This is a genomic window from Immundisolibacter sp. (assembly GCF_028696615.1).
Lineage (GTDB): Bacteria > Pseudomonadota > Gammaproteobacteria > Immundisolibacterales > Immundisolibacteraceae > Immundisolibacter.
This window is the reverse complement of the sequence record NZ_JAQVGQ010000052.1, coordinates 1-13,460: the sequence shown is the minus strand read 5'-3', so window position 1 is coordinate 13,460 and position 13,460 is coordinate 1. Positions and strand designations below refer to the sequence as shown.

14 protein-coding genes and 2 pseudogenes are annotated in these 13,460 nt (G+C 72.9%); 11 read left to right on the top strand and 5 right to left on the bottom strand.

The features are described 5' to 3' along the window. Positions 1-315 (top strand): annotated as a pseudogene (locus tag PHC73_RS05335) (aldolase); the annotation flags it as partial. Positions 316-358: 43 nt separating this feature from the next. On the opposite strand, the gene PHC73_RS05330 reads toward PHC73_RS05335, so the two are convergent. The 3 genes from PHC73_RS05330 to PHC73_RS05320 form a co-directional block, all read right to left on the bottom strand. Continuing rightward, positions 359-2,155, bottom strand: coding sequence for a M48 family metallopeptidase (locus PHC73_RS05330; RefSeq protein ID WP_300125365.1), 1,797 nt, complete (start codon positions 2,153-2,155; stop codon positions 359-361). A 93-nt stretch (positions 2,156-2,248) separates the two neighbouring features. Then, positions 2,249-2,839, bottom strand: a complete 591-nt coding sequence (locus PHC73_RS05325) for a LemA family protein (protein ID WP_300125363.1) — start codon at positions 2,837-2,839, stop codon at positions 2,249-2,251. 81 nt (positions 2,840-2,920) lie between these two features. After that, complete coding sequence (locus PHC73_RS05320; RefSeq protein WP_300125361.1) at positions 2,921-3,592, bottom strand: class I SAM-dependent methyltransferase; 672 nt, start codon at positions 3,590-3,592, stop codon at positions 2,921-2,923. Between the two features lie 326 nt (positions 3,593-3,918). Between PHC73_RS05320 and PHC73_RS05315 the strand changes: the two genes are divergently transcribed. Genes PHC73_RS05315 through PHC73_RS05270 form a run of 10 tightly spaced genes read left to right on the top strand, consistent with a single transcriptional unit; the run spans position 3,919 to position 12,049 of the window. Further along, the gene (locus PHC73_RS05315; protein ID WP_300125358.1) at positions 3,919-4,578 is read left to right on the top strand and encodes a thermostable hemolysin; all 660 of its coding nucleotides are present in this window, start codon (positions 3,919-3,921) and stop codon (positions 4,576-4,578) included. Then, positions 4,575-6,077, top strand: coding sequence for an AMP-binding protein (locus tag PHC73_RS05310; protein ID WP_300125355.1), 1,503 nt, complete (start codon positions 4,575-4,577; stop codon positions 6,075-6,077). Before PHC73_RS05315 ends, PHC73_RS05310 begins: the two co-directional genes overlap by 4 nt. Then, the gene (locus PHC73_RS05305; protein WP_300125352.1) at positions 6,074-6,736 is read left to right on the top strand and encodes an iron-containing redox enzyme family protein; all 663 of its coding nucleotides are present in this window, start codon (positions 6,074-6,076) and stop codon (positions 6,734-6,736) included. Before PHC73_RS05310 ends, PHC73_RS05305 begins: the two co-directional genes overlap by 4 nt. After that, on the top strand, positions 6,727-7,515 hold the full coding sequence (locus tag PHC73_RS05300; protein WP_300125349.1) for an SDR family oxidoreductase: 789 nt from the start codon (positions 6,727-6,729) through the stop codon (positions 7,513-7,515). The genes PHC73_RS05305 and PHC73_RS05300 overlap by 10 nt, the downstream gene beginning before the upstream one ends. An 11-nt stretch (positions 7,516-7,526) precedes the next feature. After that, positions 7,527-8,174 (top strand): tetratricopeptide repeat protein, encoded by a 648-nt coding sequence (locus PHC73_RS05295; protein WP_300125346.1) that lies wholly within the window; start codon positions 7,527-7,529, stop codon positions 8,172-8,174. 58 nt (positions 8,175-8,232) lie between these two features. After that, on the top strand, positions 8,233-8,892 hold the full coding sequence (locus PHC73_RS05290; protein ID WP_300125345.1) for a response regulator transcription factor: 660 nt from the start codon (positions 8,233-8,235) through the stop codon (positions 8,890-8,892). After that, positions 8,889-10,205, top strand: coding sequence for an ATP-binding protein (locus PHC73_RS05285; RefSeq protein WP_300125343.1), 1,317 nt, complete (start codon positions 8,889-8,891; stop codon positions 10,203-10,205). The genes PHC73_RS05290 and PHC73_RS05285 overlap by 4 nt, the downstream gene beginning before the upstream one ends. Beyond that, a complete protein-coding gene (locus PHC73_RS05280) occupies positions 10,202-10,549 on the top strand; it encodes a cupredoxin domain-containing protein (RefSeq protein WP_300125340.1) in 348 nt (115 codons plus the stop codon). The genes PHC73_RS05285 and PHC73_RS05280 overlap by 4 nt, the downstream gene beginning before the upstream one ends. Beyond that, entirely contained in the window at positions 10,546-11,343 is a 798-nt protein-coding gene (locus PHC73_RS05275) for a hypothetical protein (RefSeq protein WP_300125338.1), read from the top strand. The genes PHC73_RS05280 and PHC73_RS05275 overlap by 4 nt, the downstream gene beginning before the upstream one ends. After that, complete coding sequence (locus PHC73_RS05270) at positions 11,336-12,049, top strand: hypothetical protein (RefSeq protein WP_300125335.1); 714 nt, start codon at positions 11,336-11,338, stop codon at positions 12,047-12,049. The genes PHC73_RS05275 and PHC73_RS05270 overlap by 8 nt, the downstream gene beginning before the upstream one ends. A gap of 103 nt (positions 12,050-12,152) precedes the next feature. On the opposite strand, the pseudogene PHC73_RS05265 reads toward PHC73_RS05270, so the two are convergent. Together PHC73_RS05265 and PHC73_RS05260 are read right to left on the bottom strand one after the other, a co-directional pair. Next, positions 12,153-13,076, bottom strand: a pseudogene (locus PHC73_RS05265) (sugar phosphate nucleotidyltransferase); the annotation flags it as partial. Between the two features lie 72 nt (positions 13,077-13,148). After that, positions 13,149-13,460: YqjK family protein (locus PHC73_RS05260; protein ID WP_300125332.1), on the bottom strand; the 312-nt coding region annotated here is incomplete at its 5' end.

Genomic DNA, 13,460 nt, shown 5'->3' with positions numbered 1-13,460 from the left:
TTCTGGGCCACCGAGGCCAGCATGGGGCCGGAGCCGGCGCTGGCGCTGCGCGACGCGATCGCCGCCGGCGACTGGGCGCGCGCCAAGGCCATCGATGCCGACATCGGCCACACCATGCAGACGTTCTTTCCGCCGGGCGGCATGGCCGAGTTCGCGTCCTACAACATCCAGCTCGAAAAAATCCGCTTCGACGAGGCCGGCTACTGCAAGGCCGGCCCCATCCGCCCGCCCTACCACGTGATCCCGGATCATATCGACCAGGGCGCACGCGAGTGCGGCCGGCGCTGGAAGGCGCTGCGCAGCAAGTACGGCTGAGGGTGTCGAGGTGGCGGCGCCCGTCGCCGCCTCGATTGAACGACTATCCCGCCACCAACGGCGGCAGCGGGCAGTCGAGCGCGGCGCCGATCAGGCGCAGCGTTTCCAGTTCGTCCACCTCGACCACGCCGTCGTGGCCCACCGCCACGGCGCCGGCCGCGAGCAGGCCGAGGCGCTGCGCGAGCGGCGCGCCGGCCAGGCGCTCGAGGGCGGCCTCGAAGGCGGCGCGCTCGGCCGTGACCGGCTGCGGCGCCACGCCCAGCCGGCCGCAGGCGGCGGCGTAGGCATCCGCCGCGCCGCCGTCGGCGCAGTCGGCGAGCGTGCGCAGCACCAGCCGGATGTCGTTTTCGCAGGCCCGGGCGCCACCGCGACGCCGCGCCGGCGGTACCAGGTGATGGCGCAGCAGGGCCAGCACCGGCCACACGTCGGCGCCCTGCCCGGCCAGCGCGTGCAGCGCGTCCAGCAGATCGGCCCGCCACGGCGCCGGCTGCGCCAGCAGCACCGGCAGCGCGAGGTCGATCAGCGGCAGGCGCGCGGCGGGACCGAGGCGACACGCCGCCTGCCCGAACTGGCGGGCGAACGGCGCCGCCTCTGTCCCGAGCCGGCGCGCGAACTCCGCCACGTCGGTGTCCGGCGCGGCCAGCAGCCCGGCCAGCAGCGCGCCGGCGCCGGCGGCGCTGCGCGTCGCCTCGCGCAGCGGCGCCGGGATGGTGTCGAGCAGCGTGGCGGCGTAGCCGAGCCCCAGCGCATCGACGCGGCCCACCAGCCCCGGCAGCGCGTCCGCCGTTACGGCGCGCGGCGGCGCGGCAGGCGGCTGGGGCGACGTCTGCGCCGGGCGGCGGGCAAACGGCGGGTAGATGCGCGCGATGCGCTCGTCCAGCGGCGGGTGCGTGGCCAGCAGACGGTCCAGCCAGGAGCGCGGGGCGGTGGCGAACAGCATGTGGCTGAAGGCCTCGGCCTGCGCGGTGCGCAGCCGGGCGCCGCCGGCCTCGTCGCGGATACGCCGCAGCGCACCGGCCAGACCGCGCGGATTGCGCGTGAACTGCACCGCCGCGGCGTCGGCCAGGTGCTCGCGCTGACGCGACACGGCGGCGCGGATCAGCCGCGCCAGTAGCACGCCAAGATAGCCCACCGCCGCCAGCGCCAGCCCCGCCAGCAACTGGCCCGGAAAGCCGCTGCGCTCGCCGCGCCCGCGGCCGCCGGACGGCGGCACGGCCGAGCGCATCAGCCACAGGCCGAGCGCGCCCGGCGCGGTGATGCCGTGCAAAAGGCCCAGCAGGCGGATGTTGAGCCGCCCGTCGCCGTGCAGCAGGTGGCTGAATTCGTGCGCCACCACGCCCTGCAGCTGGTCACGTTCGAGGCGCTCCAGACAGCCGCGGGTGACGGCGATCACCGCATCGCGCGGGCCGCGCCCGGCGGCAAACGCGTTGATGCCGGGCTCCTCATCCATCACGTACAGGCGCGGCATGGCCAGACCACTGGCGACGGCCATTTCCTCGGCCACGTTCAGCAGACGCCGACGCGCCGGGTCGGCGGCATCGGGCGCCACCCAGCGCGCCCCGGCCAGGCGCGCCACCACCGGTCCGCCGGCGCCGAGCTGCCACATCCGCCGCAGCGTGCCGGCGCCGATCAGCGTCAGCGTGCCGGCAGCGGTCCAGCCATACACCGCGGCCGGCACGTCCGTCAGGCGCCGGTAGCCGTGCTGCAGGTCGCCGGCCACCAGCAACGCGCCGACCAGCGCGGCCACCGCCAGCACCAGCGCCAGCACCGCCAGCGCGAACAGCACCAGTAGCAGCGCGCTCAGGCGGCGCGCCTGTTGCTGGTAGGCGAAAAAATCCACGTCAGTGCAGCCGGCTAGACCAATGCCGGGCGATCGGCGTTCGCCGGGCCCGGCGAGCCGACCGATCCCGAGGACGGATCGTTCGGCATTGCCCTAAAAACTGACCTTGGGCAGCGCGCGCACGGCGGCGTCGTCGAGTTCGAAGAACCCGGCCGGCGCAAAGCCCATGCGGCCGGCCACCAACAGGTGCGGGAACAGCTCGATGGCGGTGTTGTAGCGCATCACGGCGTCGTTGTAGGCCTGCCGGGCAAACGCCAGGCGGTTCTCGGTGGAGGCCAGCTCCTCGGACAGGCGCGCCATGGTGGCGTCGGCTTTCAGGTCCGGGTACTGCTCGGCCACCGCCAGCAACCGGCCGAGCGCACCGCCGAGCGCCGCCTCGGCCTGCCCCAGCGCCGCCAGCGCGGCGGCGTCGCCGGGCTGCGCGCTGGCCCGCTGGCTGGCGCCGACCGCCGCCGTGCGCGCCGCGATCACCGCCTCCAGCGTGGCGCGCTCGTGCTCGAGATACGCGCGGGCGGTCTCGACCAGGTTAGGCACCAGGTCGTGCCGGCGCAGCAGCTGCACGTCGATCTGCGCAAACGCATTGCGCACGCGGTTACGCAGCGTGACCAGGTGGTTGTAGATCAGGAAAAACCCAACCAGCACCACCAGCACGACGGCAGACAGAAAACCCAGCAGACGGGTCATGCGCGAAGCCTCCCTTGGTCGTCGCCTCGCCGCCGTTCAGCGGCCGCGAGCGGCGGCACTGTACCAACACACGACGCGCGATCAGACCTTGTCCAGCAGATAGAAGCGCCACATTGACCAGCCGGGCAACACGTCGAAGTGCCGGCGCACGCGAAAGCCGGCCTGCGCGAACTCGGCCTCTATGGTGGCCCGCGGCACCACCACCCGGTTCACGTCGGCACGCCGGCGGCGCGCATCCAGCCGCCGACGGCGCCACGCCTGCAGGTTGCCATCCACCCACAGGCTGACGGTGACGCCGCGGCTGGCCACCCGGTGCAGCTCGCGAAGCAAGCGCAGGCGGTCCTGCGGCCGCGCGATGTGGTGCAGCAGGCGCATGCACAGGATGTGCTCGACGGCATCGTCGGGCAGGTCGAGCGCAAAGGCGTCGAGCTCGCGCACCGACTCGAAACGCGCCAGCAGGGCCGGGGCGGCAGCGGCGCGGGCGGCCTCCAGCATGGCCGGGCTGCGGTCGCCGGCCAGCAGCCGGCGCGTGGGGTGTTCGGCCAGCATGGGCCAGAAGCGGCCCGCCCCGCAGGGCATGTCGAGCACCGACGCGGGATCGCCGGCCGCATGCAACGCGCGGCGCGCCAGCTGGATTTCCCGCCAGGTGGTCAGGCGCCGGCGCAGGCCGGTGCGGTGTTTTTTCTCGTAGGCGCGGGCGTGGTCGCGGTCGTATTTTTCCGAAAACGACAGCTTGGGCGGCGGCGTGGTCATGGCGGCGGAACTCCACCGGAAAAAAGGCGCGAAATCCTAAACGCGCCGGCTTAACTGGTGCTTAAGGCCGGTGTCGGGTGGGTCAGGCGCAGCCGTAACCCGCCGGGCCGCGGCTCGATGTCGGCGGCCAATCGCCCCGGTTACAGATATGTAGGAGCGACATGTAGGAGCGGCTTCAGCCGCGAATCCCCCCCCACCAGCAGCAGGCACGCGTTCGCGGCTGAAGCCGCTCCTACGTCGTCGAAAGCGTTTCCTTAAGTCGCCGTTAAGCCGTCCGTCCTAGGGTGGCCGGCGTGGCCCTTCCGGTCACGCCACTGGAGCCGCCGATGAGCAGTTGCCCCCGCCCCGTTGCGGCGCCAGCGCACGGACTTGCGGTGCGCATGTACCGCGCCGAGCCGGCCCGCGCCGCCGTCGAGGCGTACATCGCCCGCCGTTATGCGCGCTGCCACGGGGCACGCATCGACAGCTTTCTGCCGCACCTGCTCTCGGCCGAGCACGACGGCGGCTGCGTCGGGGCGCTCGGCCTGCGCCCGGCCGACACCGAGCCGCTGTTCCTGGAGCACTACCTCGACGCGCCGGTCGAGGCGGCGGTGGCGGCCGCCATGCGCCAGCCGGTCGAGCGCGCGCAGGTGGTGGAGATCGGCAACCTCGCCACCTCCAGCCGCCGTGCCGGGCAGGTGCTGATCACGCTGCTGATCGAGGCGCTGCGCGGCGCCGGTTTTCGCTGGCTGGTGTTCACCGCCACGCGCCAGGTACGCGCGCTGGTGCAGGACCTCGGCTTTGCGCTGGACGCGCTGGCGGCGGCCGATCCCACGCGTCTTGGCGGGGCGAGCGCCGCCTGGGGCCGCTATTACGAAGCCGAGCCGCAGGTGATGGCCGGCGATCTTGCCGCCGGCGCGGCGCACATCCGCCGCTGCGCGCCGCTCGTGGCGCTGACGCAGGCGCACGCGCCGGCGCTGGCGCGGATCGGCGAGGCGCTGCGATGACGGCCGGCGCGAGCCTTGCGGTGTGGCACGCGCTCGCCCTGCGCGCCCGCCGCGGCGATGCCGCGCCGGTGCTGGTCGGCGCGCGCCAGGCGCTCGACGCCGGCGCGCTGCTCGCCGCGGCCGAGCAGGCCGCCCACACGCTACGCCGTGCCGGGGTGCGGTGTCTGGCGCTGCGGGCGGACAACGGCCCGGCCTGGGTGGTGATCGATCTCGCCTGCCTGCTGGCCGGGGTGTGTCTGGTGCCGCTGCCGCTGTTCTTTGCGCCGCAGCAGACGGCCTACGCGCTGCAGGCCGCGGGCTGCGATGCGCTCGCCGCGCCTGATCTGGCCTGGCCGGGCTGCCCGCTGCCGGGCGCGGCCACGGCGGCCGGCGGGCTCGCCGGGCTGGCGCTCTGGCGCCTGCCGGCACAGCCGGCCGACATGCCCGCCGGCACGGCCAAGATCACCTTCACGTCGGGTTCCACCGGCACGCCCAAGGGCGTGTGCCTCAGCGCCGGCCATCCGCAGCGCGTGGCGCGCTCGCTCGCGCAGGTGCTGGACCTGCCGGGCGTGCGCCATCTGTGCCTGCTGCCGCTGGCGACGCTGCTCGAGAACGTGGGCGGCGTGTACGCGCCGCTGCTGTCGCAGGGCGAGGTGCTGGCGCCGCCGCTGGCCGAGGTGGGCCTTGCCGGCAGCAGCGGGCTCGATGCGGTGGCACTCGCCGCCGCCATCGATCGCCATCGGCCGCACAGCCTGATTTTGGTGCCGGCGCTGCTGCTGGCGCTGGTGGCGATGCAGGGCCGCGGCTGGCGACCGCCACGCACGCTGCGCTTCGTCGCCGTGGGCGGGGCGCGCGTGGCGGCGGCGCTGATCGACTCGGCCCGTCGCGGCGGGCTGCCGGTGTACGAGGGCTACGGGCTGTCCGAATGCGCCTCGGTGGTGAGCCTGAACACGCCGGCCGCCGACCGGCCGGGCAGCGCCGGCCGGCCGCTGCCGCATCTGTCGGTCGCGGTCGCGGACGGCGAGCTGGTGGTCACCGGCGGCGGCTTTCTGGGCTACCTCGGCGCGCCGGACGGCTGGCAGCCGGCCGGCATCCGCACCGGCGATCTCGGCCACCTGGACGCGGGCGGCTACCTGCACGTGCACGGCCGGCGCGACAACCTGATCGTGACCGCGTTCGGGCGCAACGTGAGCCCCGAGTGGGTGGAGGCCGAGCTGCTGGCGGGTCCGCTGCTGCAGGAGGCGGTGGTGTTCGGCAGCGGGCAGGCGCATTGCGTGGCGCTGCTCGGCGCGCCGGCCGCGGCCCACGATGACGCCATCGACGGCTGGGTGCGCCACGCCAACGCCCGCCTGCCGGATTACGCGCGCATCGGCGCCTGGCGCCGCCTGCCGGCACCGCTGGCGGCGACGCCGGGGCTCGTCACCGGCAACGGCCGCCCGCGCCGGGCCGCCATCGCCGCGCACTACGCGACCGAGCTGGCGGCGTTGTATTCGACCTGCGAGGAGTATCTGACCGCATGAGCTTTTACCAGCACCTGCAAAGCGCCACCGCCGATGCCCGGCGCGAACTGCTGGCGGCACCCATCTTCGGCCGCGCGCTGCGCGGCGAGATTCGCCTTGCCGACTACACCGCGTTTCTCACCGAGGCGTATCACCACGTCAAGCACACCGTGCCGCTGCTGATGGCGGTCGGCGCGCGCCTGCCGGACGACAAGGCCTGGCTGCGCACGGCGGTGATCGAGTACATCGCCGAGGAAGCCGGCCACGAGGAATGGGTGCTCGACGATCTCGAAGCCTGCGGCATGGACCGCACCGCGGCGCGGCGCAGCATGCCGGCGCCCGAAACCGAGCTGATGGTGGCCTACGCCTACGACACCGTGCAGCGCGTGAGCCCGCTCGGCTTTTTCGGCATGGTGCAGGTGCTCGAGGGCACGTCGGTGGCGATCGCCCGCGACGCCGCCGGCGGCATTCAAAACGCGCTCGGCCTGCCGGATGCCGCCTTCAGCTACCTGCGCTCGCACGGCGCGCTGGACCAGGAGCACGTGGCGCTGTTCGCGGGACTCATGGACCGCCTCACCGAGCCGGCCGAGCAGGCGCTCATCGTGCACGCGGCGCGCATGTTCTATCGTCTGTACGGCGACATCTTGCGCCGTATCGATCGGGGTGAAACATGCATCTGAACGGCAAAACCGCGCTGCTGACCGGCGCCAGCGGCGGCATCGGCGGCGCGATGGCGCAGGCGCTGGCCGGCGCCGGCGTGCGCCTGCTGCTGGTGGGCCGCCGCGCGCCAGCGCTGCAGGCGCTCGCCAGCCAACTCGGCGACCACCATCAAACCATCGTGGCGGACGTGGCGACCGCGCAAGGCCGCGCGGCCGTGCAGCAGGCCTGCGCGGCGCTGCCGGGCGGGCTCGACATCCTCGTCAACAACGCCGGCGTGAGCCTGTTTGGCGAGTTCGAGCACCAGCCGCCGCAGCAGATCGAGGAACAGATCACCACCAACCTGCTCGCGCCCATGCTGCTGACGCAGGCGCTGCTGGCGGACCTGCGCCGCGCGCCGCGCGGGCTCGTCGTGAACGTGGGCTCCACCTTCGGCAGCCTGGGTTACCCCGGCTTCGTCGGCTACGCGGCGAGCAAGTTTGGTCTGCGCGGCTTCGGCGAGGCGCTGCGCCGCGAGCTTGCCGACAGCACGGTCGGCGTGCTGTATCTGGCGCCGCGCGCCACCGCCACGGCCATCAACACCGACAAGGTCATGGCGCTCAATGCCGCGCTCGGCAGCCGCGTCGATCCGCCCGCGGTGGTGGCGCAGGCGCTGCTGCGCCAGTTGCGCGAGGAGCGCCGGTATCTGGCCATCGGCGGCGCCGAGCGGCTGTTTGCGCGCATCAATGCGCTGCTGCCGGGGCTGATCGACCGCGCCATCGAGCGCCAACTGCCGGTGATCCGGCGCTTTTTTGCCAGCTGACCGGAGCGACCATGTTGCGATCGATCCTGCTGCGCCACCTCGCCGCGCTGTGCCTTCTGGCCGGCGTCGCCGGCGCCCACGCCGACGAACTGACGTCGGCGATCGCCGACCTGCAACAGCGCTGGGCGGTGGCCAATTACGAGCTGCGCGCCGCCCCGCGCGTGGCGGCGCTCGAACGGCTGACGCAGGACGCGCAGGCACTCACGCAGCGCTACCCCGAACGCGCCGAGCCTTGGGTCTGGTCGGGCATCATCCGCTCGACGCTGGCCGGCGCCCGCGGCGGGCTCGGCGCGCTCGGCATCGCCAAGGCCGCCCGGCGCGATCTGGAACAGGCGATGACGATCGACCCCGCCGCGCTCGACGGCTCGGCCTACACCAGCCTTGGCACGCTGTACTTCAAGGTGCCGGGCTGGCCGGTCGGTTTCGGCGACAAGGACAAGGCCGAGCGGCTGCTGCGCCGGGCGCTCGAGCTGAATCCGAACGGCATCGACGCCAATTATTTCTATGGCGAATTCCTGTACGAGCAGGGGCGCAAGGCCGGGGCCGTGCGCTACCTCGAGCGCGCCCGGGCGGCGGCGCCGCGGCCGGGCCGCGAGCTGGCCGACCACGGCCGCCAGCAGGAAATCGCCGCCCTGCTCGCCAAGGCGGGCGCAGAATAGGCGCCTGCGCGGCGGCGCTCGCCGCATCCACTCACCTTCATTCATCGGAACACGGCTGGTGCGCCTGCTGCTGGTCGAAGACGATGCGCCGCTGGCGGCGGCCCTCACCCAGGCGCTGCGCGAACAGGGCTTCGCGGTCAATCACGTCCGCCACGGCGCGCAGGCGCTGCACGCGGCCCTGGACGATCCACCCGAGCTGGTGGTGCTGGACCTCGGCCTGCCGGACATGGACGGGCTGGAGCTGCTGCGCCGCCTGCGCAGCGCCGGCAGCCGCCTGCCGATCCTGGTGCTGACCGCGCGCGACGCGCTCAGCGACAAGGTGGCGGGGCTCGACCTCGGCGCCGACGACTATCTGCCCAAACCGTTCGACGTGCGCGAGCTCGAGGCACGCATCCGGGCGCTCGGCCGGCGCCTGGGCGAGGCGTCCAGCAGCGTCATCACCATCGGCGACCTGCGGCTCGACACCGCGCGCATGCAGGTGCACCTGGCCGGTCGGCCGGTGGAGCTGGCACGCCGCGAGTACATGCTGCTGAAGGCGCTCGCCGAGCATCCCGGCCGGGTGCTGACGCGCGAGGCGCTCGAAAGCAAGCTGTACGCCTGGGGCGAGGAAGTGGCCAGCAACGCGCTCGAGGTGCACGTGCACCACCTGCGGCGCAAGCTCGGGCCGGAGCTGATCCTGACCGTGCGCGGCGTCGGCTACCGCCTGCGTGCGGCGTGAGCTCGCTGCGCTCCTACCTGCTGGTGGCGGTGCTGTCGGCCATCACGCTGACCAGCTTCATTGCCGCGCTGTACGGCTACCGCGCCGGGGTGGACGCGGCCGATGCGCTGTTCGACGCGCAGCTCACCGACAGCGCCATGCTGCTGTCCGGCCTGCTGGCGGCCGGCCACGACACCGGCCAGGTGCTGGTCGCCGGCGACACGGCGTTTCAGGCCTGGGACGACCAGGGACGACTGCGCCTGCGCTCGGCGGACACGCCGGCGACGCCGATCGCGCCGTTCGAGGCCGGCTTTCGCTTTACCAACTTCGCCGAGCACCGCTGGCGCGTGCTGGTGCGCCGCGAACCGGCCGCCGGCCTGTGGGTGATGGTGGCCGAACGCGCCGATGCGCGCTTTTTGCTGGCCGACAGCGTGGCGCGCGAGTCGCTGCTGGCGGTGCTGGCGGTGCTGCCAGTGACGGCGCTGCTGATCTGGCTGATCGTCGGCCACGGCCTGCGCCGGCTCGACCGGCTGGCGGCGGCGCTGGCCGGCAAGGCGGCCGACGATCTCAAGCCGCTCGACGCCACCGACGCGCCGGCCGAGCTGGCGGTGATCATCCGCGCCGTCAACGGCCTGCTGCAGCGGCTCGAGGTGTCGCTCGACCGCGAGCGGCGCCTGACCGCGGACGCCGCGCACGAGCTGCGCACGCCGATCGCCGCGCTCAAGGTGGACCTGCACAACCTCGCCGGGCGGCTGCCGGCAGACGATCCGCTGCTTCGGCGCCTGAACGCCGACACGGCGCGCCTGGAGCACCTGATCGCGCAGATTCTGCTGCTGTACCGCATGTCGCCGGAGCAGTACCGGGCGCATCTGGAGCCGCTCGATCTGACCGCGCTGGCCGGCGAGGCGATCGCCGACAGCTACGCGCAATTCGAAGCCAGGGGCCAGGACATCCAGCTGCACGGCACGCGCCAGCCGCTGCAGGGCGACCGTTTCGCGCTGACCACGCTGCTGCAGAACCTGCTCGCCAACGCCAGCCGCTACACGCCGCCCGGCGGGCGCATCCGCGTGAGCACGGCGCCGGCAGACGGCGGCGTGCAGCTCGAGGTCAGCGATTCCGGGCCCGGCCTGCCGCCGGCCGAGCGCGAGCGGGTGTTCGACCGCTTCTATCGCCACGTCGGCACGCGCCATCTGGACCCGGCCGGCAGCGGCCTTGGCCTGTCCATCGTGCGCCTGGTGGCGGACCTACACGGCGCACGGGTGGTGTTCGACCACTCGCCGTTCGGCAGCGGCCTTACGGTGCGCGTGCTGTTCCCGGCGCCGCGGCCGACATGAGCCGCCTGCCCCACCCGGCGCGCACGCTGGCGGGCCTGCTGGCCCTGGCCGCCCTGCTGGCCGCGCCGGCGCGCGCCGAGGTGCCGCAGTTCGAAATCACCATCCGCAATCACCTGTTCGAGCCCGCCGAACTGACCATCCCCGCCAACACCAAGCTGCGCCTGGTGGTGCGCAACCTCGACCCGACGCCGGAGGAATTCGAGAGCTGGGAACTGAACCGCGAGAAGGTGATCCTGGGCGGGCAGACGGCGGTCATCTTCGTCGGGCCGCTGCCGCCCGGCGATTACCCGTTCTTTGGCGAATTCAACCCCAAGACGGCCCAGGGCCGCCTGCTGGTGCGATGAACTCGCCGCTCATCGAAGCCGTGCTGGTGGTGCTGCGCGAGGTGCTCGAGTTCGCGCTGCTGGTCGGCGTTCTGCTCGCCGCCAGCGCGCAGGCCGGCGCGCGCGGGCGCTGGTTGCCGGCGGCGCTGCTGGCGGGACTCGCCGGCGCCTGGGCGTATGTGGTGTCGATGGGCACCGTGTCGGCCTGGTTCGACGGCGTCGGCTACGAGGTGGTCAACGCCGCCTTGCAAATCCTCGTCTACGCGCTGCTGCTGGGCATCATCGGCCTGCTGGCACGCCACCGGAAGCGGCCGCCGGCGGCACTCGGCTGGCTGGCTGGCGCGGCCGCCGCCAGCGCCGTCACGCGCGAAGGTTCGGAGGTCCTGCTGTATCTGTCGGCCTTCCAGGGCCGGCCACAGGCGCTCGGCGACCTGCTGCTGGGCACGGTGCTGGGCGTCGGCGTCGGCTTCAGCACCGGCGCCCTGCTCTATTACCTGCTGCGCGGCCTGCCGCGGCCGGTCGCCCGGCCGGCGACGCAGCTGCTGCTGGCACTCGCCGGCGCCGGCATGTGGTCGCAGGCCAGCGCGCTGCTGGTGCAGGCCGACTGGCTGCCGGCCCATGCGCCGCTGTGGGACAGCTCGGCCATCCTGCCGGAAGGCAGCCTGCCCGGCCAGCTGCTGTATGCCCTGATCGGCTACGAGGCCACGCCCGGCCCGTGGCAGGTTGGTCTGTCGGCGGCCAGTCTGGTGCTGGCCGCCGCCGTCGCCGGCGTCGCGGCGCGATGGCCGTTCTCCCGGAGACCCCGCCATGACTGAACCCGCCACCCGGCGCTGGCTGATCGGCACCGCCACGGCGTTGGCGGCGAGCGCGGCGCTCGCCGACGGCAGCGGCGTCGACACGGTCTACCACCCTTACGTGCAGCCGCTCGAGCACGATCTCGAAATCCGCCTCACGCACGCCCACGCCGACGGACCGCTGGACGGGCAGACCTGGCGTGTGGGCTACGGCCAGACACTGTTCGATCGCCTGTTCGCCGAGGCCTACCTGATCGGCCAGGGCGGCAATGGCGAGTCGCTGGACGTAACCGGCTACGAAGTCGAGACCCTGTGGCAGCTCACCGAGCAAGGACAGTACGCCGCCGACTGGGCCGTGCTCGGCTCCTTCGAGCACGCCCACCACGGCGACAGCCGGGACGGCACGCTGATGCTGATCGGCGAGCGGCAGTGGGGACGCCTGGTCGGCACGCTGAACGCCGCCGTCAGCTACGAGTGGGGCGCCGGCGTGCACGACGAGCCCGAAACGCGCCTCACGCTGCAGGCACGCTACCGCTACTCGCCGCGCCTGGAACCGGCGATCGAGCTGTTCGCCGCCGAGAACCTGCGCGCGCTCGGCCCGGCGCTGCTGGGCACCGAACGCCTCGCCCCGGGCCGCCGCCTGCACTGGGAAGCCGGCCTCGCCGTCGGCCTGGACCACGCCAGCCCGGACCTGTCGCTGCGCGGCAAGCTCGAGTACGAGTTTTGAACGGGTGGTGCGATGAGCGGCCACAGGGCCGCGCACAATGCGCCTGCACTGTCGTCGCAACCCCGCTCCTGGCTTTTTGGCTGAGAGAAACAGGGCGCGCCGGCTGATACGTCCAGATGGGCCAGTCCGCATCGTAGAGGTTGAGCGCCGGCTCGATGGCGCACAGGTCCATGTTCGCCTCCCAGTAGGCGGCGATCGTGCCGACGTCGCGCCAATAGTCGGGGCGACCGGCCTGATTCACGAACGGCTAGGCAAACACTCGCTCCCCCCGTTCGATCATCGACGGCAGCACGTCGGCACCAAAATCGTGCGTGGAACGGGGGTCGGCGTGGTCGCGGTTCATCTCTTTCCACAGCACGTCCGTGTCGAAGACGTAGATTCCCATCGAGACGAGCGCGCGCTGCGGTCGTCCCGGCAAGCCGGGCGGAGCGGCGGGCTTTTCCTGGAATTGCACCACGCGACCGTGTTCATCGACCGACATCACGCCGAAAGCGTGCGCGACCGCGCGTGGCACCTCGATGCAGCCCACGGTGAGCACGGCGCCGCTGTTCAGATGCGCGGCGAGCATGCGGCCGTAATCCATGGTGTAGATGTGATCACCCGCCAGCACGAACACGTGCTCGGGACGATAGCGCGCGATCATGTCGAGGTTTTGATGGACGGCGTCGGCCGTGCCGCTGTACCACCCCTGCTGCGCGCCATGCGCGCCATCCTGATGCGCCGGCAGCACCGCCACGAACTCGCCGATCTCGTGGCGCAGGAAGTTCCAGCCGTATTGCAGGTGGCGGATGAGCGAGTGCGGCGCTTACTGGGTGAGCACCCCGATGCGGCGGATGCCGGAATTGACGCAATTGGACAGCACGAAATCGATGATGCGGTACTTGCCGCCGAACGGCAGCGCCGGCTTGGCGCGCCAGCGGGTGAGCTCCTTGAGCCGGCTGCCGCGCCCGCCGGCGAGCACCAGGGCCAAAGCATGCCGCATCTGGCGCTCCGCCGACGAAGCCGGCGCCGTAGTCGTCTCCTGCATACCCTTCTCCTGCGTCGCGGCATGGGGCCGCGCCTGGTCGCAGGGCTTGTTCTTCTTGTTCCCGTCCCCGGTTTATCCTTTCACCCTGGATCCGCCCAGCACCCTGTGCGCCAGCCGCACTCCCTCGACCACGCCAAGCCCCCGCCCCCACCATTTCAACGCCGCCTGCGCCGTGCCGCGCCGCCCCAGGCGCCACAGGAGCGCGCCGCCGGCGAGCGCGAGCGGCACTTTCCAGCGCACGAGGGCGCGCCAGGCGTCATCGACGGGGCGCGTCGCCGCGCGCCACTCGCGCGCATCCTGCATCATGCGCCGCCGGTGGGCGGCGATGCGCGCCTCCAGCTCGGCCTTGCGGGCGGCGAGTTCGTCGCGGCGCATCAGGCCTCC